Origin of the sequence: Nitrosomonas cryotolerans ATCC 49181, from assembly GCF_900143275.1 — a bacterium.
In the GTDB taxonomy this organism is placed as follows: domain Bacteria; phylum Pseudomonadota; class Gammaproteobacteria; order Burkholderiales; family Nitrosomonadaceae; genus Nitrosomonas; species Nitrosomonas cryotolerans.
On the sequence record NZ_FSRO01000001.1, the window covers coordinates 1,741,094 to 1,766,407 of the forward strand.

At 43.9% G+C, this 25,314-nt stretch carries 23 protein-coding genes, 1 tRNA gene and 2 pseudogenes; 20 read left to right on the plus strand and 6 right to left on the minus strand.

Features of this window, described 5'->3' with window-relative positions; all coding sequences use genetic code 11:
* Positions 1–137: 137 nt before the first annotated feature.
* Genes BUQ89_RS07805 through BUQ89_RS07820 form a run of 4 tightly spaced genes read left to right on the plus strand, consistent with a single transcriptional unit; the run spans position 138 to position 4,770 of the window.
* Positions 138–590, plus strand: a complete 453-nt coding sequence (locus BUQ89_RS07805) for a c-type cytochrome (RefSeq protein WP_028462345.1) — start codon at positions 138–140, stop codon at positions 588–590.
* Between the two features lie 33 nt (positions 591–623).
* Positions 624–1,973 (plus strand): cbb3-type cytochrome c oxidase subunit I, encoded by a 1,350-nt coding sequence (locus tag BUQ89_RS07810; protein WP_028462346.1) that lies wholly within the window; start codon positions 624–626, stop codon positions 1,971–1,973.
* A gap of 9 nt (positions 1,974–1,982) precedes the next feature.
* A complete protein-coding gene (locus BUQ89_RS07815; RefSeq protein ID WP_036573921.1) occupies positions 1,983–2,807 on the plus strand; it encodes a CbbQ/NirQ/NorQ/GpvN family protein in 825 nt (274 codons plus the stop codon).
* 28 nt (positions 2,808–2,835) lie between these two features.
* Positions 2,836–4,770: a nitric oxide reductase activation protein NorD gene (locus BUQ89_RS07820; RefSeq protein WP_028462348.1), complete on the plus strand. Its 1,935-nt coding sequence runs from the start codon at positions 2,836–2,838 to the stop codon at positions 4,768–4,770.
* 55 nt (positions 4,771–4,825) lie between these two features.
* Here the strand turns inward: BUQ89_RS07820 and BUQ89_RS14605 are convergent.
* Positions 4,826–4,991, minus strand: a pseudogene (locus BUQ89_RS14605) (IS5/IS1182 family transposase); the annotation flags it as partial.
* Positions 4,992–5,636: 645 nt separating this feature from the next.
* Between BUQ89_RS14605 and BUQ89_RS07825 the strand changes: the two are divergent.
* From BUQ89_RS07825 to BUQ89_RS07850, 6 genes are all read left to right on the plus strand, one after another.
* Complete coding sequence (locus tag BUQ89_RS07825; RefSeq protein WP_051537724.1) at positions 5,637–6,506, plus strand: HNH endonuclease; 870 nt, start codon at positions 5,637–5,639, stop codon at positions 6,504–6,506.
* A 112-nt stretch (positions 6,507–6,618) separates the two neighbouring features.
* Entirely contained in the window at positions 6,619–8,109 is a 1,491-nt protein-coding gene (locus tag BUQ89_RS07830; RefSeq protein WP_177183614.1) for a caspase family protein, read from the plus strand.
* A 341-nt stretch (positions 8,110–8,450) separates the two neighbouring features.
* Positions 8,451–8,711 (plus strand): transposase, encoded by a 261-nt coding sequence (locus BUQ89_RS14610; RefSeq protein ID WP_483869884.1) that lies wholly within the window; start codon positions 8,451–8,453, stop codon positions 8,709–8,711.
* Positions 8,629–9,096, plus strand: coding sequence for a transposase (locus BUQ89_RS14385; protein WP_083399561.1), 468 nt, complete (start codon positions 8,629–8,631; stop codon positions 9,094–9,096). The genes BUQ89_RS14610 and BUQ89_RS14385 overlap by 83 nt, the downstream gene beginning before the upstream one ends.
* 56 nt (positions 9,097–9,152) lie before the next feature.
* The gene (locus BUQ89_RS14390; protein WP_256205463.1) at positions 9,153–9,527 is read left to right on the plus strand and encodes a transposase; all 375 of its coding nucleotides are present in this window, start codon (positions 9,153–9,155) and stop codon (positions 9,525–9,527) included.
* Between the two features lie 476 nt (positions 9,528–10,003).
* On the plus strand, positions 10,004–10,771 hold the full coding sequence (locus tag BUQ89_RS07850; RefSeq protein ID WP_028462350.1) for a hypothetical protein: 768 nt from the start codon (positions 10,004–10,006) through the stop codon (positions 10,769–10,771).
* 157 nt (positions 10,772–10,928) lie between these two features.
* Here the strand turns inward: BUQ89_RS07850 and BUQ89_RS13260 are convergent.
* The 4 genes and pseudogenes from BUQ89_RS13260 to BUQ89_RS14700 form a co-directional block, all read right to left on the minus strand.
* Positions 10,929–11,438 (minus strand): annotated as a pseudogene (locus BUQ89_RS13260) (IS3 family transposase); the annotation flags it as partial.
* An 80-nt stretch (positions 11,439–11,518) separates the two neighbouring features.
* On the minus strand, positions 11,519–11,713 hold the full coding sequence (locus BUQ89_RS13265) for a hypothetical protein (protein ID WP_143772760.1): 195 nt from the start codon (positions 11,711–11,713) through the stop codon (positions 11,519–11,521).
* A gap of 159 nt (positions 11,714–11,872) precedes the next feature.
* Positions 11,873–12,013, minus strand: a complete 141-nt coding sequence (locus tag BUQ89_RS13720; protein WP_178377644.1) for a hypothetical protein — start codon at positions 12,011–12,013, stop codon at positions 11,873–11,875.
* 16 nt (positions 12,014–12,029) lie between these two features.
* Positions 12,030–12,149 (minus strand): transposase, encoded by a 120-nt coding sequence (locus BUQ89_RS14700; RefSeq protein ID WP_483869883.1) that lies wholly within the window; start codon positions 12,147–12,149, stop codon positions 12,030–12,032.
* Positions 12,150–12,224: 75 nt separating this feature from the next.
* On the opposite strand from BUQ89_RS14700, the gene BUQ89_RS07865 reads away from it, so the two are divergent.
* From BUQ89_RS07865 to BUQ89_RS07880, 4 genes are all read left to right on the plus strand, one after another.
* Complete coding sequence (locus tag BUQ89_RS07865; protein ID WP_483869885.1) at positions 12,225–13,271, plus strand: IS5 family transposase; 1,047 nt, start codon at positions 12,225–12,227, stop codon at positions 13,269–13,271.
* 111 nt (positions 13,272–13,382) lie between these two features.
* Positions 13,383–13,553 carry an integrase core domain-containing protein gene (locus BUQ89_RS14615; RefSeq protein ID WP_074202565.1) on the plus strand — a complete coding sequence of 57 codons (171 nt, stop codon included), beginning with the start codon at positions 13,383–13,385 and terminating at the stop codon, positions 13,551–13,553.
* A 193-nt stretch (positions 13,554–13,746) separates the two neighbouring features.
* On the plus strand, positions 13,747–14,265 hold the full coding sequence (locus BUQ89_RS07875) for a hypothetical protein (RefSeq protein WP_143071227.1): 519 nt from the start codon (positions 13,747–13,749) through the stop codon (positions 14,263–14,265).
* 47 nt (positions 14,266–14,312) lie between these two features.
* On the plus strand, positions 14,313–15,485 hold the full coding sequence (locus tag BUQ89_RS07880; protein WP_074202566.1) for a GIY-YIG nuclease family protein: 1,173 nt from the start codon (positions 14,313–14,315) through the stop codon (positions 15,483–15,485).
* Positions 15,486–15,968: 483 nt separating this feature from the next.
* On the opposite strand, the gene BUQ89_RS07885 is transcribed toward BUQ89_RS07880, so the two are convergent.
* A tRNA-Thr gene (locus tag BUQ89_RS07885) sits at positions 15,969–16,044 on the minus strand.
* Between the two features lie 241 nt (positions 16,045–16,285).
* Here BUQ89_RS07885 and aroQ point away from each other — a divergent pair.
* The 6 genes from aroQ to metH all read left to right on the plus strand — a co-directional run bounded on the left by aroQ (position 16,286) and on the right by metH (position 25,250).
* Positions 16,286–16,741, plus strand: a complete 456-nt coding sequence (gene aroQ / locus BUQ89_RS07890) for a type II 3-dehydroquinate dehydratase (protein ID WP_028461234.1) — start codon at positions 16,286–16,288, stop codon at positions 16,739–16,741.
* Positions 16,742–17,067: 326 nt separating this feature from the next.
* Positions 17,068–17,544, plus strand: a complete 477-nt coding sequence (gene accB, locus BUQ89_RS07895) for an acetyl-CoA carboxylase biotin carboxyl carrier protein (RefSeq protein ID WP_028461233.1) — start codon at positions 17,068–17,070, stop codon at positions 17,542–17,544.
* A gap of 69 nt (positions 17,545–17,613) precedes the next feature.
* Positions 17,614–18,975 (plus strand): acetyl-CoA carboxylase biotin carboxylase subunit, encoded by a 1,362-nt coding sequence (accC, locus tag BUQ89_RS07900; RefSeq protein WP_028461232.1) that lies wholly within the window; start codon positions 17,614–17,616, stop codon positions 18,973–18,975.
* A 104-nt stretch (positions 18,976–19,079) separates the two neighbouring features.
* Positions 19,080–19,997: a 50S ribosomal protein L11 methyltransferase gene (gene prmA / locus BUQ89_RS07905; protein ID WP_028461231.1), complete on the plus strand. Its 918-nt coding sequence runs from the start codon at positions 19,080–19,082 to the stop codon at positions 19,995–19,997.
* Positions 19,998–20,342: 345 nt separating this feature from the next.
* Positions 20,343–21,185 (plus strand): zinc-ribbon and DUF3426 domain-containing protein, encoded by an 843-nt coding sequence (locus BUQ89_RS07910; RefSeq protein ID WP_028461230.1) that lies wholly within the window; start codon positions 20,343–20,345, stop codon positions 21,183–21,185.
* Positions 21,186–21,539: 354 nt separating this feature from the next.
* Entirely contained in the window at positions 21,540–25,250 is a 3,711-nt protein-coding gene (metH, locus tag BUQ89_RS07915; RefSeq protein WP_028461229.1) for a methionine synthase, read from the plus strand.
* Positions 25,251–25,314: the final 64 nt, after the last annotated feature.

The window sequence follows — 25,314 nt, forward strand, 5'->3', positions numbered from 1 at the left end:
ATAATGGATACATTTATGTTATCAATACACGCTGAATCCCGATTTGAAATCTCGCCATTGACATCCCCGTGTTCATTAAGCAAAATGCACCAAACGATGTTGTTGTGAAAAGTTAAGTCAAGAAAAAAGGGGGAGTTATGGCAGAACGTTTAACCAAGTCCGCTGCGCGCAACATCTTCTACGGTGGCTCAATTTTCTTTCTGGTGGCTTTTACGCTTCTGACCCTACATAGCCACGATTACATTAAAAATGTTTCAACGGATGAATCAACATTAACAGAGTCGGTTGTTCGGGGTAAACATGTGTGGGAGCGCCATTCTTGTATTAATTGTCATACCTTGCTGGGAGAAGGAGCCTACTTTGCGCCAGAACTGGGTAATGTCTGGGTGCGCTACGGTGGTCGTGAGAGCGCAGTCGGTGCGCGTATGGGTCTTAAAGCCTGGATGCGTGCGCAACCCACGAGGACTGAAGGACGGCGCCAAATGCCACAATTTAACCTGACTGAGCAGGAATTGGATGACTTGATTGATTTCCTCGAATGGACAAGCCGAATTGATACGTTGGGCTGGCCCCCGAGTGATGCTGGTTAATTAGTCTGAGAATTTTGCCTTAGGAGATTGACAATGAAATACCAAACCCAGAAACTTGCCTACCCTTATTTTATCGCTGCTTTGGGCTTATTCCTGGTTCAAATACTGGCAGGCGTATTGGCCGGCACCATTTATGTTTTTCCAAATTTTCTCTCAGAGACGGTTCCTTTTCATATCATCCGCATGATACACACCAACGCATTATTGGTGTGGCTCCTGCTGGGTTATTTCGGCGCCAGCTATTTCCTGATACCTGAAGAAAGTGAAAATGAAATTCATAGCCCAAAGCTGGCCTGGTTGCAATTAGGGATTTTTGTATTTGCGGCATTAGCCGCTGTCACCAGCTATCTGTTTGGCATTCATGAAGGGCGCGAACTCCTGGAACAACCTTTCTGGGTCAAAATCCTGATGGCTATTGCCTTGGCGATATTCCTCTACAATGTATCCATGACGGTGCTTAAGGGACGAAAAACGGTCGTCTCCATCGTTTTGCTACTGGGATTATGGGGCGCCTTCCTGTTTTTCCTCTTTGCCTTTTATAATCCGGACAATCTGGCACTGGATAAGATGTACTGGTGGTGGGTCGTGCATGTATGGGTGGAAGGTGTATGGGAACTCATCATGGCTGCAATGCTGGCATTCCTTCTGATTAAAATGACCGGTGTGGATCGCGAGATTATTGAAAAATGGCTCTATATTATTGTCGGATTTTCTTTATTTAGCGGTCTTCTGGGTACCGGCCATCACTATTACTGGATTGGCACTCCAGAATATTGGCACTGGATTGGTGCGGTATTCTCAGTGCTGGAAGTGGTGCCTTTTTTTGCCATGATAATATGGGCCTTTTATCTGGTTTATCGCAGTGGGCGCGACCATCCTAATAAAGCCGCTATGCTCTGGAGTCTGGGCTGTCCTATTATGGCTTTTTTTGGTGCTGGAATACTTGGGCTTATGCACAGCTTCCCGTCGATTAATTACTATACGCATGGCACACAACTGACGGCAGCGCACGGACATCTTGCCTTCTACGGCGCCTATGTCATGTTGAATCTGGCCTTCTTTACTTATGCTCTGCCGGCACTACGCGGTTTGCAGCCGTTTAATCAGATTTTGAACATGTGGAGTTTTTGGCTTATGACGGGGTCTATGACATTTATGACCATTAGCCTGTCATTTGCCGGCGTGATACAGACACATCTTCAGCGCGTACTTGACATGGGATTTATGGAAATTCAATCGCAAGTCGATCTTTTCTATTGGTTCCGCCTTGGTTCCGGTGTGTTTTTCTTGATTGGCGCTTTGCTATTTATTTATTCGGCACTGGGGCCTGTGCGCGAGCAGGTCGGGGCATCGTCCTTCCAGACACGGCCGAAAGCGGAATAAAGGCAGGTTGTGGAGACCTCCTTACAGCAACAAAATATTCAGATAACCCCTGTGGCAGAGGAGATTCCTTTTTATCTGCCAGTCGGTAATGAATGCACTTTGTTTGAAACCGCCTACCGGCGTCAGCTGCCGCTTTTACTCAAGGGGCCGACAGGCTGTGGCAAAACCCGATTTGTTGCCCATATGGCGGCCCGGCTGGGTCGCCCCTTGTTTACGGTTTCCTGTCATGACGATCTGACCGCAGCTGATCTCACGGGTCGCTATCTACTCAAAGGGGGTGAAACTGTCTGGGTCGATGGACCATTAACACGCGCCATGCGTGAAGGCGGGATCTGCTATCTGGATGAAATTGTGGAAGCACGTAAGGATGTAACCGTGGTACTCCACCCACTGACCGATGATCGCCGCATCCTGCCATTGGAACGCACCGGAGAGACTTTACGTGCACCGGATGAATTTATGCTGGTGATCTCTTATAACCCGGGTTATCAGAATATCCTCAAATCCTTAAAACCCAGCACCCGTCAGCGCTTTGTGTCGCTTAGCTTTGATTTTCCACCAGGTGAAGTGGAAGTGGAAATTGTGGCGAATGAAAGCGGCCTGGCGCGGGAGCGCTGTATTCCGTTGATTAATTTAGCAACCCGGCTGCGAACATTGAAAGGCATTGATCTGGAGGAAGTCGTTTCTACCCGCCTCTTGGTTTACTGTGCCATCCTGATGGAAGAAGGGTTAGACCCCCTACAGGCCGCTCAGATCACGTTAGTAGAACCGCTTTGTGACGAAACGGATGTCAAGGAAGGTTTGCTGGAACTGATCCGTGCCACCTATGGCTAGTATACAGAATTGATAATGCACCAATAATATGTGGGAATTCTGGGAACTGGAAGAGCAGGTGGGTCGTTATTGGCACCGACTTGTAGGTCAGGCAGACAGTTATCCTTATCATCAGGCGGCGGCAGTAACGCTGGATTCGGTACACGCTTCTCTCAGTGTCTTCTTTCGGGGATTAGGCGGAACACCAGGGTTGGCACTGACTGCCGGCACGCCTCAGTCTTCGGGGCATCGTTTAAAACTGCGACAACGCCTGGGGCTTGAGCAGGAATGTCTACCGCAAGCCGCTCGCAATGCTGAGCGGTTATTGTTGCCGGCATCTATTGCTTACTTTTCTTCAGCTGCGGATAATCGGCGTCTTTACTTCTGGTTGGCCGCTTTTTTTGCCCTGGCGGAAGCACCTTCTCGTCAGCGTCCGACTGACCCACTACAGGCCGATCTCGCTTTTTTACACTGGGCTTATCGGACCAGCGTAAATGTTTGCCATCAATACCCTGGACTGGCACAAAGTTACCGTACACTTTGCGAAGCGCTGAGCACGCTGCGGCCACAGCGATTCCTGCCGGAACAGGAACAAGCAGTGGAAGCGGTGATCCATGCACTATTAAATGCCAAGTGTTCAAATACCCTGGGTAAGCAGTTTCTGGCGGCCATTAAACAGCCGACACCTGATTTCACCTGCTGGCGCGCTTCCAAACGTTATCAGCCATTCCTCCCTGTACCGTTATGGGGAGAAATCAGCATCAACCCTAAACCGCAACATTCTGCCTCAGCCGCGTCTGAACAGACCGATGGCAGTAGTCAGCAGGATGAACAAGACACGCGCAAAAAAAAGGCGGAGCGGAAAAGATATGATCAAAGTGAGCGAAATGACCCTTTAATGTTGAACCGCTTTGAGAAGCTCATGAGCTGGGCTGAAATGGTCAACGTCAATCGGGCGGTGGAAGATGAGGATGAAGATACCGCGAAGGAAGTCGCCGATAGTATGGAGACGCTGGCATTGAGTCCTCATGAGCGCCGCGCCGCCACCAAGCTAAAATTTGATCTCGACTTAGCGCCTACCGATGTAGACCCTACTGCGTTAATTTCTGAACACACTTACCCAGAGTGGGATTACCGCCGCAACCACTATCACAACGACCATTGCCGGATTATTGCCCAAACTGCTGCCGAAGAAGGAGAGCAGTGGGAGCCTGATATTCATGTCAGACGCCGCCTGCGTCAGATTCGCCGCCAATTCGAAGCGCTACGGCCTAAGCGGGAAATTTTACGCCGCCAGCTGGATGGCATGGAACTCGACATGGATGCGCTGGTACGTGCGCACTGTGATTTGGCAGCCAGCGGGTCTGGCTCCGATCAGGTGTATCTTACGACACGCCAGCAAACTCGTGATTTAGCTGTGGCTATTTTGGTGGATGTTTCTCTATCCACGGATAGCTGGATTGATAATCAGCGGGTTCTTGATGTTGAAAAAGAGGCGCTTACCGCACTCGCTGCCGGACTAGATGCCTGTGGAGATGCCTTTGCCATTTATACTTTTACTTCGCGCAAACGGCAATACGTCCGCGTTGCCACGGTAAAAGATTTCACTTCCCCTTTCAACACCCAAGTGTTGCGCCGAATCGCAGCTTTGCGTCCCGGCTATTACACCCGCATGGGCGCCGCACTGCGATATACACAGAAACAACTGGCGCAGCGTCCCGAGCGCTATCGTTTGTTGCTTTTATTAAGTGATGGCAAACCCAATGACTTGGACCACTATGAAGGCCGTTACGGCATCGAAGATACCCGCCAGGCGATCCTGGAAGCGCGTCATTCAGGATTAACTGTATTCGGTATCACCGTCGACAGTAAAGCCCAGGATTATTTCCCCTATCTGTTTGGCCGTGGCAACCATGCCATTGTGGACCGACTTGACCGGCTTACCCGCGCGTTACCCATTCTTTATCATCAGTTGGTCGGTTAAGAAGAGGGGGTATTACAAAATCGTCCTCGTGGATCACCCGATGCGCCGACAGAAAATCCCGCCACGGTGCGCCTGTGTGCATAATCCAGAAAATGGCATTAATGAACGGGTGATTATCTCTAGCTATGCCTCCTCAGCGCCTTGACAGCCAGGCAAATGAGTCTCAAGCAGCGCACTAATATTTCGCCTGATATATCATGCCTGCGAGGTGAATGCGTTATATGAGATTTTTTCGTTTTTACAAGCGCCTCATATTTTTCATTTCGTGATTATATTATTTAGGAACAGATATTTTTGTCGTATATATCATGTTAGGGGTGAAGGAAAATATGTTTGACGAATCAAGTTTTTTTGGGAGTAAAGCGAAAATAATCACGGAAAGAATATCCCGTGTTCTGCTTCGTATGCTCCTATCGATTCTTGGACCAGAAATCTGTGATCTAGTTAAATGCCTAGCAAAATCATGCGCTTCACTATATTAAGAGGTTACAAGAGAATATGAGTTCCTTCATGAAACATCGTGATTAATTTCTGAGCTAGAGGCAGGCTCTTAAGGAGTGTGTATTTAAAGTTGAAAGACTAAAGAAAAGAATATGATAGGTATTCAGCCCTGGCCGAATTAGAGGAAGATAAAGCCAAAGTATTGGTAAAGCAGCTTGAGCTTACTATTGGAAAGGGACAACCCAGAGAAAGACTAATTAATTTGTTTTTATTTTGGGCATTTTTGCTAGTCTATATTTAAATGAATAGTTAGGAGTTGCAATTAACCCTTAACAATGAATGCGCTCGTTCGGATGCAAACTTACACTACGCTTCGTTTGCACCGCACAGCTTAAACGTTATACCGCCATCACGGAGGCAGTTGAATGAAAATTGTCACAACTCTTGAGCAAATAGAGAAAAACATCGTCGAGTTGGAACGCGGGAGGGCCGCCAGGGGCAAAGAGCTTGAGGAGTACCGAGCACTGATTAAGCGTGGTACCTGCTTCTTGCCATATGAATCTCAAAGGAGTCTCTCATTCGCACCATCAAGATTTGTTGGATACATCGACAACAAGTTGGCAATCCATGCAAATAATCCAAAGAGAGACGGACGCATCACGAACGTCGCCATAAATGGGATACTTGGCGCCCGGCCTAGTGCGCACACAGATCTTGAGCAAGCCTATAAAGAATTCTGCGAGACGATAGGGGTAACCCCGGCAGAGAGAGGAGCATTCGGCATCGAAAGAAAGTATTGGATAGCTACCAAAGCTTTTGAGAATTTTGGAAAGGAAAAGAGGGCTGAGAGCAGTATTAATCAGGACCCAGACCTAAGTGAGACAGAAAGGCAGCAGTTAGTGAGGGCACGCATCGGGCAAGGCGTGTTTCGTGAAAAGATTATCACCGAGTGGCGTAAGTGCTGTGTTACTGGCTGTGATTATGTCGGTGTTCTTCGTGCATCCCACATCAAGCCTTGGCGGGACTCTACAAACGGCGAGCGTCTCGACAAATTCAATGGGCTTCTTCTCTCGCCAAACCTTGATGTTTTATTTGATAAAGGGCTCATCTCCTTCGGAGATAATGGCGAGGTACTGATATCAAGCCGCTTACCAGATTCCACGCGAAAAGCACTTGGATGTCCCAAGGATGCAAAGGTGCGCCTTCAACCGGAGCATGAGGAGTACATGAAATGGCATAGAAAAAACGTATTCTTAGGCCGCGGCATAACAACTCGCCCCAACGGACGCGCCTGACGTGCCACCGTTGAGATCAAACGTCAAACGTAGACTTTGCAGAGGATTTTATGTGATAACTGCAAAAAGAAATACACTTAATCTGTCAAAGATAGCCAGATCAAGGTGTTATTTGGCAATAATATTCTCTACAATTATTGTTGTAATCGCTAGCTTTCTTGTCAGCGGTAATTTGGCAGCAAGAAATGTGGCTATCCTGATCGGCGTATCGGACTACCGCGATGCCCCTCTACGGACACCGACGCGCGATGTGGATGAGATCGCCGAAGCGTTGCGTCAAATAGGCTGGTCAACCAATGTCATTAAGAACCCCACAAAGCGAGAGGTAATAGCGTCATTAAAGGACTTCCGAGCAGTATCGTTACAACTTTCCAGCAACGATATTGCACTGGTATATTTTTCCGGACACGGATTCCAACTGGGCAACCAGAATTACTTGATGCTGGGAGGTGAACATTCGACATTTAACTCGGCACGAGCTAGTTCCTTGACATCGCTCGATATTATCGAAACACTCGCTTCCAGTGATGCCGCTAAAGTGATTCTATTGGACGCATGCAGAACACCACCTTTTGACCCTCGCAACAATATAATGCTATCTCAGGGTTTGCTACAGATCACGGCACCCTCAAATACCGTACTTGGTTTCGCCACTGCTCCTCATGCAACAGCATTGGACGGTAATGAGGATATTAGCCCTTATGCGAAAGGGATTGTATTTGGTTTGCAAAATTCTCGGTCACTTGACGACTTTTTCCGCTCAGTAAGGCGCTCCACCATATATGCGACGGGTGGTGAGCAAGTTCCGTGGGAAGCATCCTCATTGCTAAAAGACTATGCACTTTACTCATCATCGACTAGCTCAGTCAGTCCTACCGATGGTTCATCAGGTATGAGCCAATTGACAGTTATCACACAAAAACGTGAGGAAATAGCACAGTCAGAAACGGCCACATTGGATCAGCAGCAAAATCAGTTGGTAGAGTACATTCTTGAACATATCCGAAATGTTTCCTTGAGAGATATTTATATATGGGACGACCGATTGGCTGATGAGCGGGATCGTCGTGATTTCCTCGACACAGTAATCTGGGACCATCAAAATCAGACGGCTGCCCAGTTCTGGGGAAATCTAGGCGAGAGCCTAGTAAGTGGCGTCCTCCATCCCAGTTGTCGAGCAGGAGGCACTCTGAAACATGATTGTGGAGATTATGACCGGGCTATCTATCTGCCGATGAACGCCAAGATTGCATATAAAATAAACACACTCTCTTACAAATTAGGTGGCAGGACTGATGGTCTTGCCCGTATGTATGAGGATGGTATTTATGTTAAAAAGGACTACTTAAAAGCATATGACCTTTACTTGGAGGCTAAAGACAGGGATGGTGGGAAAGGAACTTGGAGCGACTACGCTTGGACAGACGTAAACAGGTTGGCGCAACGATTGCTAACGGCATTAAGCGCAGATATACAAGTTGACGGTGATTTTGGTGCGAACAGCTGTGCGGCGCTTCAAAGCTTCATTGGTAAGGCCAATTGCGGAAGAATGATCTCTCGCGGGGATTTTGAAAGGCTATTACGCGCAGCGGAACTCATCTGAATTCACTACACGAGAAAAAAGCGCATTTGTATTTGTATTAGAGCCTGTTATTTATTTTCAATGTAACCCCTACGTAAATCGGGATAATATTGAAAAACTGGGTTTTACAAAGGTCTCCTCATATCTATTGGCGTAATGACAAAAAGGTTTTTTCATGATGTAGATACTTATGGAGACTTTTGCACGGTAGATGGTATATTTGACTGCTCTTTGCCATAAAATACTACTTTTAATCAATTAGATGAGTATACATTGTAAGCTCTTCTGATTTTGATGCCGTACGCCGCACCCGCAAAGGAAACTTTCTGAATCAAATTGACCATCTGATTGACTGGGCATCCATCGAAAAAACGATTGGTCAGCATTATGCGCCTGCAACTGATGTTACGGGTCGCCCAGCCTATCCAGGATTGTTCTTGTTTAAAATGCTGTTGGTTGGTATCTGGCATGGCGGCCTCAGTGACGAGGCAGTTGAAGATATGGCTAATGCCAATCTGTACGTCATGCGCTTTCTAGCGCTTGTCTCTGGAAGACGATGTTCCCGATCATTCAGTGCTGTCTCGTTTCAGAACACGCTTAACAGCTACCCAGGCATGGGATAATCTGTTGGAACAAATCAATCAGCAAGCCCATGCACTTAATGTCACTGTCAAAACAGGCTGTCACATTGATGCCAGCATCACACATAGCCCACGTAAACCGAAGACTAAGCCGTCCTATGAAGTGGTCAACGACCGCGAAAAGCGAGATGATGAATCCTCTGCTCAAGCGACCATGCGAGTCATTGCAGTCAATCAACCCGGTGTAGATACAGATGCTCGTTGGGTAAGGAAAGGTGGCAAATTTATGTTTGGTTATAAACAACACACGTTGGTTGATGACAATGGTTTGGTGATGGTGGTTGAGACCACTGCTGCCAATCAACATGACAGCCAGCCTATGCTTAAATTACTCGATAAGGCCGCAATTAAAGGGACTGTCTCGTAATGTAGGATCTACCCATTTTTTACTATACAACTTATTGATTGTTAACACCTGAAATTTTGGAAAATGCTATTACGAGACAGCCCCTTAAACCAGGTTCCCGAGTGTATGGCGACAAGGCCTATTGTAGCCAGAAGCATCGTGAGGCTTTGAAATCACGCGGCATCAAGAATGGCATCCAGGATAAGGCGGTGAAGAACAAACCATTGACTCAACGACAATTACAACGCAATCGCTTGATCACCAAAGTCCGGTATGTCGTGGAACGTACCTTTGGCAATCAGGCGCGTTGGTTTGGAAGTAAATTCCTACGTTACCGAGGTTTGGCCAAAGTGCATGTTTGGCATATTCTGCAGGCTATGGCGTATAACTTGAAAAGACTACCCAAATTATTTATACAAAATTTAGTAATGCAGGAAACATCCGCTTTTTAAACAGCAAATAGGATAATAAATCGCTTGTTCCACAGTTTTTATGATTAAGATCGGCTAAAACACATCAATTATTCAAAGTAACGACCGTACTTGTGGACTGTATTTTAAAAACTGGGTTTTGCAAAGGTCTCCTTAGATACATGTAGTAGTCATGCTTATGCTGACATTCTGTAGTATGGGCTGAAGTAATCCAGCTAGTAGTCTGCTTACGACCCGTTGAAGTCATTCGCCCCATATTACCAAATGACAACATGCCTACGGAAAACGGACAGTTGATTCTGTTGGGCCAACTCGATCTGTCGGCCAGAACTAGATGGGTACGTTTTAAAATTAATATCTTAAGACGCTAGATGATTGCGGTTTCTTGTGACAGAGATGTGTTTGGGCTATCAAACTATATCTCAGCTGTTTACGTCCTCAGCACATTGGGTTCTAATTTGAGGTTGCGATTAATACTGACTAAAAAGGAGAATCTAATGACAAACCATAGACCAACAGCTTGGGAAATGACCTGCCCAGAGCAAAGAGATATAAAAATATGGCGGTATATGGATATGACCAAATTTATCTCTCTACTTGATAGCAAAAGTTTATGGTTTTCATCAGCAGCGAAGTTTGATGATCCTTTTGAAGGATCGCATTCTAAATTATATGCAGAGCTTCTAAAAGATTTTCCTCTAGATAAAGCTGATAAGCAAAAGAGAATCGAATTCACAAAACAACTTCCTAAATACACATATATAAACTGCTGGCATATGCGAGAATCAGAGTCCTATGGTATGTGGAAAATATACGGAAAGGATGGTCATGCTATAGCGATACAAACCACATACGAAAAACTATATCAGTCTTTAAAGGATCGCAATGATATTGTTTTTGGAGTAGTCGATTATAAGTGTTATAAAACACAACAGCTAAATCCAACAGGTACCTCTACGCTGATACCGTATTTTAATAAAAGTGTACACTTTGAGGACGAGAAAGAATTAAGAGCAGTTATCCAGCGTGCGGATGCGCTTCGGGAAGTATTGAATCAAACAAACAGTGAGCCTGAGTTAAGAAACGGCATAGAAGTGGAAATAGATATATCTAATACGATAGAAAGTGTTTATTTATCACCTACCTTTCCTAGTGCATATAAAAAGGCAATGTCTTCACTGTTAAAGAGATATGGTCATGAAGAACTATCAAATAATGTTACGCAGTCAGAATTAGATAATGAACCATTGTATGGCCCCTGGTGACAGCTATGCTCCTACTAGATAAAATAGCAGTAAAAACATCTATTACGGTAATTATGCTGCTCATTCTAACAGCCTGTAACAGGCAAGACTGAAGTGGCCCCCTTTAACTAGACAACCTGAAGATAAATTAAGCTCTAACATGGCTGGTTAATCAAGCTCAGGCAGCTTGAGGAATTGTATACTTCTGATAGTAAATTTCATCTGGTGTTAGATCATCAAGACTTTGATGAAAACGTTCTTGATTGTACCAGTTGAACCAAACATTTAAACTTTTTTTTGCCTCCTTTAGATTGTTGAATTCCCGAGTATATAAATGTTCGTATTTGACTGTACGCCATAGTCGTTCAACAAAAATATTGTCATAGCAGCAGTCCTTGTCATCCATGCTGATCTGTATACCATTGGTTTTTAGTATTGATGTAAATGCCTCACTGGTAAGCCGCACACCTTGATCACTATTCATGATTTTCGGACAGCCATGATCCTGGATGGCAGCTTCCAAAGCCTGGACACAGAAGTCAGCGTCCAGTGTGTTGGATAAGCGCCAGCTCAATACTTTACGCGAATACCAGTCCATAATAGCAACAAGATAGCCAAAACCTTTTTCCATCGGCACGTAAGTGATATCAGTCGCCCAAACTTGGCTGGGACGACTAATGGAGACTTTTGCAAAAGTCCCCGCCAGAAGCTTTCTACTATTGATTATAAAGGGTTAATCTTTCAACTATTGGGATTTTGCAAAGGTCTCTAATGGGTCTTACTTTTGAGCAGATAAGGATATTTCTTGTGCTGCTTGGCCGGAATACTGGTTTTGGGCTTTGGTGCTGTGCTAATAATGCCCAGCATCTTCATCATTGAAGTTGCTTTCTTGCGGCCTATCATCATCCTCTGGCGCCTGAACCACGTGGCATAACTGCGTGAACCATACTGTGGTGTTTTCAAATACTGCTCATCCATTTGACGCAGCAAAATTAACTCACGCCCATCTGTGGGTTGTGGCTGATAATAATACGACGAGCGTGCGACATGAAGTCAAATGGCATTGACGCGATTGACTTAGTTTCTCGTGGTGCTCGATCATTGTTTTGCGCTCAGCAACACTTAATGATCGAGCTTTCTGGCTAAAAAATCGCGTTCCACCGTCAATTGCCCAATCACGCGATGTAAATCGTCGGCACTATGACCATTCTTATTATTGGCGTCACCATTCTTGCCAAACAAATCACTGGCCTTTTCAATCAAATAACGTTTCCAGCTATTAATCTGCGTGGGATGGATATGAAGCGGCTAGTTGTGGTACTGTTTCTTCTCCACGTATTGCTGCCAAGGCTATTTTGGCTTTGAATTCTGTTGAATGTTGCGTGCGTTTCTTGTTCATGATTATGTTTCTCTATTTATCTCATATCAGAGCTTAACAATTTGTCCAGTTTTGCGGTACCACTTCACACTGGAATTGGCACAGCGATTGAGACGAGACAGTGTGCTAATGAAGATTGATGTCCTGATTGACTGGGAGGAGTTACGTTCGAAGCTTACAGGTTTATACAAGCGCGAGTTATCGCATGGTGGAGGACAGGAACCATTTGATAGGTTGATGATGTTCAAGGCGATCCTGCTGGGACAGTGGCATAGTTTGTCGGATGCTGCGTTGGAGCAAGCACTGTATGTTCGGATTGATTTTCTACAATTTTGTGGTTTGTCCTTGTCGGATGCGATACCGGACGAAACCACCTTGTGTCGGTTTCGCAACCGATTGGTGTCCGGCGATCGGTTAGATGATCTGCTAGCCTCGATCAATGAACAGCTTCAATCACACGGATTGATGATCAAGGGCGCAACGGGAGCGGTAATTGATGCCACGCTGATTGAGTCAGCGGCACGCCCCAAAAAGGCTATCCTGCTTGAAGTGGATACCGAAGGTAAGGCTGTTCAATTTGAGGATGGCAGCCAACCAGGAATCACCTGTATTGAAGAACAAAGCGCGGATCCAGATGCGGCCTGGCTAAAAAAAGGCAAGAAGTCGCAATTTGGCTATCGCAGTTACCTGGTAGTGGACTCGCAAGACGGCTATGTGCGTGGAGTTCACACTGCCCCTGCCAACCAGAGCGAAATGATACATTTCGAAGCAGCTATCGAGGGTGCGCACCTTGAGGCAAATCGGGTATATGCCGACAAAGGATCAGCCAGCAACGCCAATCGGCAGTTTCTAAGAAATCACAAAATCAAGAGCGCAATCATGCATCGTGCGTACAAGAACAAGCCACTCTCGGCACGCCAGAAGCTGGCGAATAAATTGATCAGCAAAAAACGCTATATTGTTGAACAGTGTTTCGGCACGGCCAAACGCCTATTCGGGATGGGACGCGCCAGCTACTTCGGCACGGCAAAAGTCAACGCCCAAGTTATGCTGAAAAGTATCTGCATGAATCTAAAAAAAGCGGCCAACAAAATTTTCGTGGACAAGCCACCAAGGGGAGTAGTCCGTCCAAATGCTACATAAAGGGGGAAATTCCCTTTAAAAAGAGAAAAAACCTCATTTTTTTCCAAGATAACACGCATAAAAAATGTCATTTGGGCATTTTTTCCATTGTCACAGTAAATTTACGCAGTTGTGCAGAGGTCTTATTTATATACTCGGGAATTCAACAATCTAAAGGAAGTAAGAAAAAGTTTAAATGCTTGGTTCAATTGGTACAATCAAGAGCGTTTTCATCAAAGTCTTGATGATCTAACGCCAGATGAAGTTTACTATCAGAAGTATGCAATTTCTCAAGCTGGTTGAGTTTGATTAACCAACCATGTTAGAGCTAATTTATCTTCAGGTTGTCTAGTTAAAGGGGGCTACTTCAAATCTTGAATGATAATTGGGATTTTTTCTTTTTTTATTGTGCTAATACTTTTCAAAAAACATAGTGATTGAAAACATCTTAAATAAGTTTGGTTACTACAAAAGAAATACCAAGAATGGATACCAAGTGATTAAATACGCATCTCCTGGAAGTCCTGATGATAACAGTAAGAAACCTGTAGAGCTTATGTCCGATGGCCATAGCTGGGTGCAAGGGAGATCAAAAAAGGATTACGAATTCATTGGTGGCTTTTTTACCTTGATCCTCTTAATTGAATACAAAATTAATCAACTATTAATTGGCTTTAATCCAGAAATTGAATCAAAAATGTTTGGTAAGAAAATCGATGTATTTAAAGATTTTCTTAAAGTTTATGAGCCAGAAGAAGGCGAGGATATGCAAAACTATATAAATCTTATATCTCCACTTCGAGAAATACAACGGATAAGAAATAATATGGCTCATGATATATCGAAGCCCAAATTCGAGTATTCAGATATAAAGCAAACTGTATCTTACGTTCAGCAAATGAGGCCAGATTTGTCTGAGCATCTGAATTACTGTAAAGATCATGATGATAAATGTATCGTTGTTATAAGTATATTTAGTTTAGTTTTTAGATTGCAAAGCTACGATCATCATTAGTTTAAAATGATGAATAAGATTGAATATCAAAGCAATAGGTAGCCAAATTGTCATATATATATATTCTCTCAAACAGATCAATGCCCGGATTGGTGAAAATAGGTTTGACTTTTAATTCACCATATTTGAGAGCTGAACAATTATCAAGCACTGGTGTACCAGACAAGTTTGTTGTTGAAGAGTATTGGGAATGTTCTAGCGAAGAATTAAGAAAAATTGAAAAAGAGATTCATAAGCAGCTGGGAAGTAAACGGTACAGCAATAATAGAGAGTTTTTTGAATTATCAGTTGATGATGCTAGAGAATCTGTATCAAATTATTTTAAAAGAAAAAGCGATCTTGAATTTAAGAAAATAAAAGAAGAAAAAGAAAAAAAAGAGCGGGGGGAAAAGGTTCGTAAATGGAAACAGACATTACATGGAATTGAAGTTACTCTAGTTAAAGAAGTAGATGCGTTAATTGGAGAAATTAACTCAAACGAAGATTTAATCGCAGCCTGCTTAGAGTCAATATTGTCAGCTGATGAAGTTATTAAGTTCTTAAGTAAAACGGAAAACAAAGATATCCCTGGTAAGATTATTTCGCATACAGGGTGGAAGATAAATGCCTCTTACTCATACCATGGCGGTGATCAAAGGCCCAAACAATTGCAAGCAGATAATGCAAAGATATATATATCTATTGGCGTAATGACAAAAAGGTTTTTTCATGATGTAGATACTTATGATTATTATTTCTCTTTTACATATTCTCTTCATACTGATGAAATAAACTTGGGTTTATCTTCAAAAGGAATAAGACCTGGGGATACGTTACTATATAAACTAATTGAAAAAGGTTTGTTTCCAGCGACTCTTTCTGAGCTACTCAAGTCAACTGGAATAACTCATTTGGTTGGACACTGGGAGAGTATATTTGGCACAGATGCTGGCATAAGGAAACAGATACAAGAGGGCTTAGAGTGCCCATTATGTAATAAAGGAACAATTGTATTAAAACAAGGAAGAAGAAGCGGCAAACCTTTTTATGGTTGCAGCAATTGGCCGGGTTGTAATTTTTTATTCAACTTATTACTGCCACGTGAAAAGATAATCCCGGTTTTCGAACAGATAATTGCTTCCAACCAAAATAAAAATTGGGTTATAAATTCGTTTGGAGTACACCCATTTATTATCATAATGGCTCTTAAAGCTATAGGCATGGCTATATATTTATTATAAATCCGACCAGATATTAACTTACTCTCAATTACTAATGGCAACATGTTGCTGTAGTGTTTGGATAATGAAGTGTTATGGCAAGCTATTCTTTGTTAACTCGTCAATCGCTTGAATTTAAACAACGCAACTGAATAGTTTATTCGGAATTTTAGATACCTAGTGTAAGAGATAAGATGTTGTGTGCACTAAAAAAGTCAAGACTAAATTCCAAAAAATTCTGGAGGTTAAATTCAGCAAGTTTTCATCTGATTAGTCTGCCATATGGCTACTAATCATAACTTAAGATTCTCTTATCATTCGTAACCTGTTTATTTATTTGTTCCATGGCCAGGGATCGAACTTGGGACCTGCGGATTAACAATTTGTTGATATATACGGCAATATTAGGACGGGAAGTCCCAAAAAAATAGATCGTAATTTATCTTTCTGGCGTCTACATTAAAGTAGATAAATATTTTTGTTTTACTTAACTAACTGTTTTAATGGTGCTGTTGCGCAGAATCGAACTGCGGACCTACTGATTACGAATCAGTTGCTCTACCAACTGAGCTACAACAGCTTGTATTGCGTATATCTGTGTTACGTATGCCTTAGCCCGCTCAATTATAGAGGTTTGGAGAGTAGCGGGCAAATTACCGAGTTAATTTTTTATAATTCGAGCAATGATCGAGGATAAAATTATTTATCCGAAATAAATAATAGCGACCTAAAATTGTTATTTTTTCAATAAATCTCGCTTAAGTTCGGCGAATGTCTTTAAAAATCTGTACATTTCCTTTTCAACAAGCCATAATATTACGATGACATTAGAAAATATAAATGCAAGAAATATCTTGATTATTCATGGCCCCAATTTAAATCTTTTGGGTGTACGTGAACCTAATATTTATGGCAATGTCACATTGCAGGATATTAACAGAAATTTATACAAAGCAGCTGAAGATGCTGGAGTAAAATTAGATGTTTTTCAAAGTAATGCCGAAGCTGAGTTGATACAGCGTGTTCATGAGTCTATGAGCGATGGGACTGATTTTATTATCATTAATCCGGCTGCATATACGCATACGAGTGTTGCTTTGCGGGATGCTTTAGCGGCAGTAGGGTTGCCGTTTGTCGAAGTGCATCTTTCTAATGTTTTTTCTCGTGAATCTTTTCGTCAAAAATCTTATTTTTCTGATCTGGCAGTGGGTGTTATTAGTGGATTAGGCGCCCAGGGTTATGAATTGGCGTTGATGTATGCAGTAAAAACCCGTTAGTTAGCAAGCTAGCGAGCTGATTAAAATTTAAAAATTGTTTTGTTTTCAGGTTTGTCTTGTAGAAATATATTTCTTTGTTGGATGTTTGATTTGTATGTATGGCGTTGGATTTATAGAGTATTGATGATGCCGTAAAAGTATTTTTCAGGTAATTATGTGCAGTTAATTATCAGAATAGGCCAACATAACGGCAGTATTTATAGTCTAGCGTGATGGGTATTAGCTATAAATTAGGCATAAATAATATGCTATTTTATTAATGATTATTATTCTTATTTTTATTATGAATTTACCTGATAACGAGACGCCGTCTCGGGAGGTTTGATATGGATTTACGCAAGCTTAAGAAATTAATTGAGCTGGTTGAAGAATCAGGTATTGCTGAACTGGAAATAACTGAGGGTGAGGAAAAAGTCCGTATCAGTAAATCAGGTTCGGTCGTACAAAGTTACGCGGTTTTGCAGCCAGCCATGCAGTCGGCTATGGTAGCAGCCCCGCAATATCCGCCTGCGCCTGTGCCTGAGATTGGTGCGGCTGTTCCGACAGCTGAGCCGGCGAAGGCCCCCGATGGTCATGTCATCAAGTCGCCCATGGTGGGTACATTTTATCGTTCGTCATCGCCAGGCGCTAATGCGTTTGTAGATGTTGGGCAGACGGTGAAAGTAGGCGATACATTATGCATTATTGAAGCGATGAAGCTACTGAATGAGATTGAGTCTGATAAAAGCGGTGTTATCAAGGCGATTTTATCAGAGAATGGTCAGCCGGTTGAGTATGGTGAGCCATTGTTCATAATTCAATAATTTTCTGAATAGAGATCAGGAATCAAGGTAGATTTCTTTATTCCTCAAATTGAGATCACTTGGCACAATATGTTTGAAAAAATTCTTATAGCAAATCGTGGCGAGATAGCCTTGCGCATCCAGCGGGCTTGTCGAACTATGGGTATTAAAACAGTAGCGGTACATTCAGAAGCAGATGCAGAAGCAAAATATGTCAAGCTTGCTGATGAATCAGTATGCATTGGCCCGGCGCCATCTGCCCTGAGTTATTTGAATATACCGGCTATTATCAGTGCGGCAGAAGTGACCGATGCCGCAGCAATTCATCCAGGGTATGGTTTTCTTTCAGAAAATGCTGATTTTGCAGAACGGGTCGAGAAGAGCGGCTTTGTATTTATTGGCCCGCGACCCGAAACCATTCGTATTATGGGTGATAAGGTCAGCGCAAAAAGGGCAATGAAGCAGGCGGGTGTGCCATGTGTGCCCGGTTCGGACGGTGCTTTACCGGAATCGCCCGAGGAGGTACGCAAGATTGTTCGTGCCATAGGCTATCCCGTTATTATAAAGGCGGCGGGTGGCGGCGGTGGGCGTGGCATGCGTGTTGTGCATACTGAAGCGGCGTTATCCAATGCAGTCATCATGACGCGTAATGAGGCGCAGGCCGCTTTTGGTAACCCGGTCGTTTACGCGGAAAAATATCTGGAATGTCCTCGGCATATTGAGTTCCAATTATTGATTGATGAACATGGTAATGGGGTTCATTTGGGAGAACGAGACTGCTCGATGCAGCGGCGCCATCAGAAGATCTTGGAAGAAGCACCTGCACTTGGAATTTCTACAGCACTTCGTGATGAAATCGGTGCACGTTGTGTGGAAGCTTGTCGTCGGATTAATTATCGCGGCGTGGGCACGTTTGAGTTTTTGTTTGAAAACGATGAATTTTATTTCATTGAAATGAATACCCGTCTGCAAGTCGAGCATCCCATTACTGAAGCGATTACAGGTATTGATCTGGTGCAAGCGCAGATTAATGTGGCTGCGGGCGCTAAATTGCCATTTCAGCAGGATGATATTGTCTTTAAGGGGCATGCGATTGAGTGTCGCATCACTGCTGAGGACCCTTATAAACTCACGCCATCTGCGGGCCGTATTACACAGTATCACACACCTGGCGGGCCGGGAGTGCGGGTTGATTCTCATATTTACCACAACTATATGGTTCCACCCTATTATGATTCCATGATTGGTAAAATCATTAGCTTTGGGGATACCCGTGAGCAGGCGATTGCGCGTATGCGGATCGCATTATCTGAAATGGTGATTGATGGAATTAAAACCAATATCCCGCTACACCTGGATCTCCTGTTTGATGCAACATTTATTGGGGGGGGTGTCACGATACACTATTTAGAGCAGAAACTGGCCGTGCATAATAAGGCGAAGGCAGGCTAAGTCGATGTAAACACGTGTTGAAGCAGACTAGAATGGCCGGTTTCATGTACGTATTTTATCGGACCGGCTGGTTTTTTATTTTTTAAGATGATAATTAATTCGGTATGGCTTGGATTACACTTACTATCAAGGTTGACGCCGCGCATACTGAAGCCTTGAGCGATGGCCTGCTTGAGTTGGGCGCATTATCAGTAGATATACATGATGCTGCTGCGGGTACTGCGGGCGAACAGTTGCTATTTGGTGAACCGGGGGAGCCTGCTGAAGAAATCTGGTGTGATGCAGAGGTAACCGCTTTGTTTGATGAAAGCATAGACGTTGCTGCCATTATGCAAGCGGTAACAGAAGTCGCTCAATTGCCAGATCAACCCGTCTATCATTTGGGTCATGTAGAAGAGCAGGACTGGGTACGCCTGACTCAGTCACAGTTTAGCCCGATTCAAATATCATCTCGATTATGGATTGTTCCAACCTGGCATGAGTCACCCGATCCAGCTGCTATTAATTTGATACTTGATCCAGGATTGGCTTTCGGCACAGGTAGTCATCCTACGACGCATTTATGTCTTTCCTGGCTGGATGCGCATTTACAAGAAGGTGACTCGCTCCTGGATTATGGTTGTGGTTCCGGTATATTGGCGATTGCCGCAGTAAAGCTGGGTGCAAGTGATGTCATTGGCATTGATATTGATCCCCGTGCAATCGAAGCGAGCCGTGATAATGCTGTACGGAATCAATGTGATCAATCAAGGATTGCATTTGCTCCAGCACATGATGAAATTAATATGGGCTCTAGGGTGGGTATACCGGTAGATATCGTGGTTGCCAATATTTTAGCGAATCCCCTTATTCTGTTGGCGCCATTGTTGATGCGTGCTGTTCGCCAGGGTGGTCATATTGTGCTGTCTGGCGTGCTCCGGGAGCAAGCAGAAGATGTCAAACTTATTTATCAGCAATGGTTCCAGATGAGCATTGCAGATGAAAAAGAGGGATGGGTCTTGTTGGCAGGAATAAAAAAATAGAATCATCTTACGTAGAGCGTTGATTGTTTTTTTTGAGTATTGGGAGTTCGTCAAATTTGGAATTGATTGACGATACGAATAAAAAATCCAAGCATTTTTTTTCTGGTTTTTTACTGGGTAGCATCTCTTTATGTCACAAGATTCAATCAGCCTTTCTTTTTTTCCTGATTTTATTTGTTACGACCGCCAGGGCACAACCCGTTTCTTGTGATTGTTTTTCTCTGTTTTTTATCCTGATATTCAGCAGATCAGCTCGATTATCGATTGATTCGCTAGTTGAGCGAACTGGTTCACAATGGATTTCGCTATCCTCCTGTTGTTCAATGAGGAGGCTAAGCTAAAACAATGGCGCTGGTTACACTTTGCCCAAATTGCAGTACGGCCTTTCGTGTGAGTGCTATGCAGCTGCAGATGCATAATGGTGATGTTTGTTGCGGGCAATGCCGTCAAATCTTTAATGGGTTTGCGACACTGATGACGGTGTCCGAGTCAGAGATTGCCTCTTCTTCTGAGATGACCGCCACAGCCCGATCAGTAAATGCGCCGGAATCGGTGCCTGAAGAAAGCAGGCCAACATCAGGTGTCAATAGTAATGCTGAATTGTCGCTTGCTTCCTATTTGATTCCGGATAAAAAAGCGCAGGCAGATGCGGAAGAAATTGAAACATCCGATGAGGTTGATTACTTTGATGCACCGCCACCACGCAAGCAGCAGCGTGCATGGGGAATTGCTGGTTTATTTTTATTGTTGGTATTAGCTGGCCAGGCTGTTGTTTATGCTTATCGTGTCGAGCTTTCTGTGATTACACCGGGAATAAGGCCGTATCTGGAACAGTATTGTGCTGTATTTTCGTGTACTGTTCCATTACCCCAGGATTTGACTTTATTAAGTATTGAGGCATCCGAGTTGCGGATAGATTCAGCTCAGCGGCCAGAAGTGGTTACGCTGGATGCGACTATACGTAATCATGCCTTATTTCCACAAGCGCTGCCCGCATTCAAACTGACGCTGACGGATATTCGGGGCAAGCAGCTTGCAAGTCGAGTTTTTACTGCTGAGGATTATCTGCGTCGTAAAACAGATCCGATTCAATCCATTCAGCCTAATCAGGAAATGGATATCAGGTTGTATTTTAAAAGCCGTGATCTGGATGCAACGGGGTATCAGCTTGCTTTGCTGTATCCTTGACATTTTCTCCCTGAACGGAGAGGATTTCCGCTCAGTCTGTTAAATTGTGTGAGTGACGGTGCCGTCTTCGGATGATGAGTAGGCCTGCTCCAGAATAGCTATCAATCAGATATTTGTTTTGCAATCACCTGACTATGCCAGATTAGTTTATTGAGAATACGGTAGTTTTCAGATAAGTTTTGAAACGATTCAAGGAAAAACTATCTGACATCGCAAAAACCTACATTCTCTATGGTGTTGAGGATGTCAATATGAATCACCAGGCAAAACTGCTCTAGTTGTGGTATAGGAAAGCAGGTAGTTGACGGTGGGGTATAATAAAAAGCTTTCTCTTCTATAAGAATGTATTCAGCCATGAACAAAAATGATCGAACGCACTTGTTGGAAAACCTACTGACTCGCCGTATTCTGATTTTAGATGGTGCTATGGGTACGATGATTCAGAGTTATAAGCTTGAAGAAGCGGGCTATCGCGGTCAGCGTTTTGCTGATTTTCCTCATGATCTTAGAGGTAATAATGATTTATTAACCCTAACGCAGCCAGACATTATTTATTCAATCCATACTGGATATCTGGAAGCTGGTGCGGATATTATTGAGACGAATACGTTTAACTCAAATGCGGCTTCGATGGCTGATTACCATATGCAGGATTTGGTTTACGAATTGAATTCTGAGAGTGCAAAGCTTGCACGAAAAGCCGCCCAGGCAATAGAAACAAAAACGCCAGATAAACCCCGTTTTGTTGCCGGTGTTATTGGACCCACAACTAAAACGACCTCTATTTCGCCGGATGTCAATGATCCCGGTTTCCGGGGTATTACTTTTGATCAGTTGGTCATAGACTATTCCGAGTCTATTCGCGGTCTGGTTGATGGTGGTGTAGATATCTTATTGGTTGAAACGATATTTGATACGCTTAACGCAAAGGCGGCATTATTTGCAATTGATCAATATTTTGAAACACACGACATTCGCCTGCCTGTTATGATTTCGGTGACCATCACGGATGCTTCCGGCCGGACCCTTTCCGGACAAACACCGGAAGCATTCTGGAATTCAGTCAGTCATGCGCGGCCATTATCGGTAGGGCTCAATTGTGCGCTTGGCGCAGAATTAATGCGTCCGTATACGGAAGAACTATCGAATGTTGCTGCTGTTTATACCAGCGTGCACCCTAATGCGGGTTTGCCAAATCCATTATCAGAAACCGGCTATGACGAATCACCGGAATATACGGCCAGTCTGATTAAAGAATTCGCAGAATCTGGTTTCGTGAATATCGTGGGAGGATGTTGCGGCACTACACCCGCACACATTAAAGCGATTGCAGATGCTGTATGTGAAATTAAGCCACGCAAGATTCCCGATATCCCGAAAAAATTACGATTATCTGGTTTAGAACCCTTCAATGTGGATGAGGATTCCCTGTTTGTAAATGTGGGGGAGCGTACTAACGTGACTGGTTCTAAGGCGTTTTCTCGTCTGATCTTAGGGAATAACTATTCGGAAGCCTTAAGCGTCGCTCGAAACCAGGTTGAAAATGGTGCGCAAATCATTGACATCAATATGGATGAAGCGATGCTTGATTCGCATAAAGCCATGGTTACATTTCTGAATCTGGTTGCATCCGAGCCAGATATTAGTCGTGTTCCAATTATGCTCGATTCAAGTAAGTGGACTGTGATTGAGGCGGGATTGAAATGTGTGCAAGGCAAGGCGATTATTAATTCCATTAGTATGAAAGAAGGTGAAGCGGAATTTATTAAGCACGCCAAGTTAGCCCGTCGTTATGGTGCCGCAGTTGTTGTCATGGCATTTGATGAAGACGGTCAGGCTGACACGATAGAACGGAAGGTGGAAATCTGTAAACGGAGCTATCATATTCTGGTTGATCAGGTTGGTTTTCCACCCGAGGATATTATTTTTGATCCGAATATTTTTGCCATTGCGACCGGAATTGAGGAGCACAATAATTACGGTGTCAATTTTATTGAAGCAACGCGTATGATCAAACAGAGCCTGCCTTATGCGAAGGTAAGTGGCGGCGTATCCAATGTTTCTTTTTCGTTTCGTGGTAATGATCCGATTCGGGAGGCGATTCATACTGCCTTCTTGTACCATGCCATCAAGGCTGGCATGACCATGGGTATTGTCAATGCAGGGCAACTGGGTGTGTATTCGGATATTCCTGCAGAGGTGCTGGAAAAGGTTGAGGATGTCATTCTTAATCGTCATGCCGACGCAACCGAAAGGCTTGTTGATTTTGCTGAAAACTTCAAGGGCAAGAAAAAAGAGCAGGTTGAGGATCTTGCCTGGCGTGATGAGCCACTCCAGGAACGTATAACGCATGCATTAGTAAAAGGCATTTCTACTTATATAGTTGAGGATACTGAAGAGGCACGGCTGGAAGTTGAGAAGCGAAAAGGGCGCGCTATCCAGGTAATTGAAGGACCACTCATGGATGGGATGAACGTGGTCGGAGACTTGTTTGGTGCGGGCAAGATGTTTCTGCCACAAGTTGTAAAATCAGCTCGGGTAATGAAACAGGCCGTCGCGCATCTGTTGCCGTTTATTGAAGCAGAAAAGAAGATCAGTGGCGATAACAAACCAAAGGGTAAAATTGTCGTTGCTACGGTTAAGGGCGATGTACACGATATTGGGAAGAATATTGTCGCGGTGGTGCTTCAGTGTAATAACTATGAGGTCGTCAATATGGGCGTCATGGTTCCCAGTGCAAAGATTCTGGAAACTGCTCGAAAAGAAAAGGTCGACATGATTGGTTTGTCTGGGCTCATTACACCTTCCCTAGAAGAAATGGCGCACGTGGCAAAAGAAATGCAGCGTGAAGGGTTTACTATGCCACTGTTGATCGGGGGAGCAACAACGTCACGTGTCCACACTGCGGTGAAAGTGGCCCCTCATTATGATGGCGTAACTGTATGGGTGCCAGATGCGAGTCGTGCCGTTGGTGTCTGTAGCAATTTGATGTCAGAAGATTTACAGGAAGGATACATCAAAGGAATCAGGGCTGAATATGAAAAGGTCCGTACGCAGCATAAAAATAAGAAAGGACCTGCGAAATTATTAACTCTTGCGGAAGCCCGCGCTAATGCACATAAAATTGATTGGGATCAATACGTAGCGTTTGAACCAGACCTGATAGGTGTCCGGACTCTAAATAATTATCCGCTGGAGAAGATTGTACCGTATATAGATTGGACCCCATTTTTCCAGGCATGGGAATTAGCTGGGCGTTATCCGGCTATTTTGACAGATGAAGTGGTAGGGGAAACAGCCAGCAATTTATTCCGTGATGCACAGACCATGCTGAAGAAAATTGTTGAGCAGAAATGGTTATCTGCAAATGCAGTTATTGGCTTATTTCCGGCTAATTCGGTTGGTGATGATATCGAAATTTACACGGATCAGTCACGCACCAAAATTGCCATGACTTATCATTGTTTACGTCAGCAGACGGTTAAGCCATCTGGACGTCCTAATCGTTGTCTGTCAGATTTTATTGCGCCCAAGGAAACCGGTGTAAAAGATACGATAGGCTTGTTTGCAGTAGGTGCCGGATTTGGCATTGAAGAGCGCATAAAGTCATTTGAAGCCGCGCATGATGATTATAGTGCGATCATTCTGAAGGCGTTAGCAGACCGTTTGGCAGAGGCGTTTGCAGAGCATATGCATGCTCGTGTACGGCGTGAGTTCTGGGGTTATGCGAAGGATGAAGGCCTGAGTAATGAACAATTGATTGCCGAAGAATATGCCGGTATTCGTCCCGCGCCAGGTTACCCCGCCTGTCCAGATCATACTGAGAAAGGGCCTTTGTTTCAGTTGCTGAATGCACAAGAGAATTCAGGCATTATCGTGACAGAGTCCTTTGCGATGGTGCCGACAGCAGCGGTATCCGGTTTTTATTTTTCTCATCCAGAATCTACTTTCTTTGCGGTTGGTAAAATTGGTAAGGATCAGGTAGAAGATTATGCTCAACGTAAAGGCTGGGAGCTGGAAGAAACGGAAAGCTGGTTAGCCCCCGTACTGGCGTATGAACGATAGTTGATCAAATTTGTTTGAATCGAAATCGGTTTGACTTTGTTGAATTCGTTATCTTAAAAGAGGA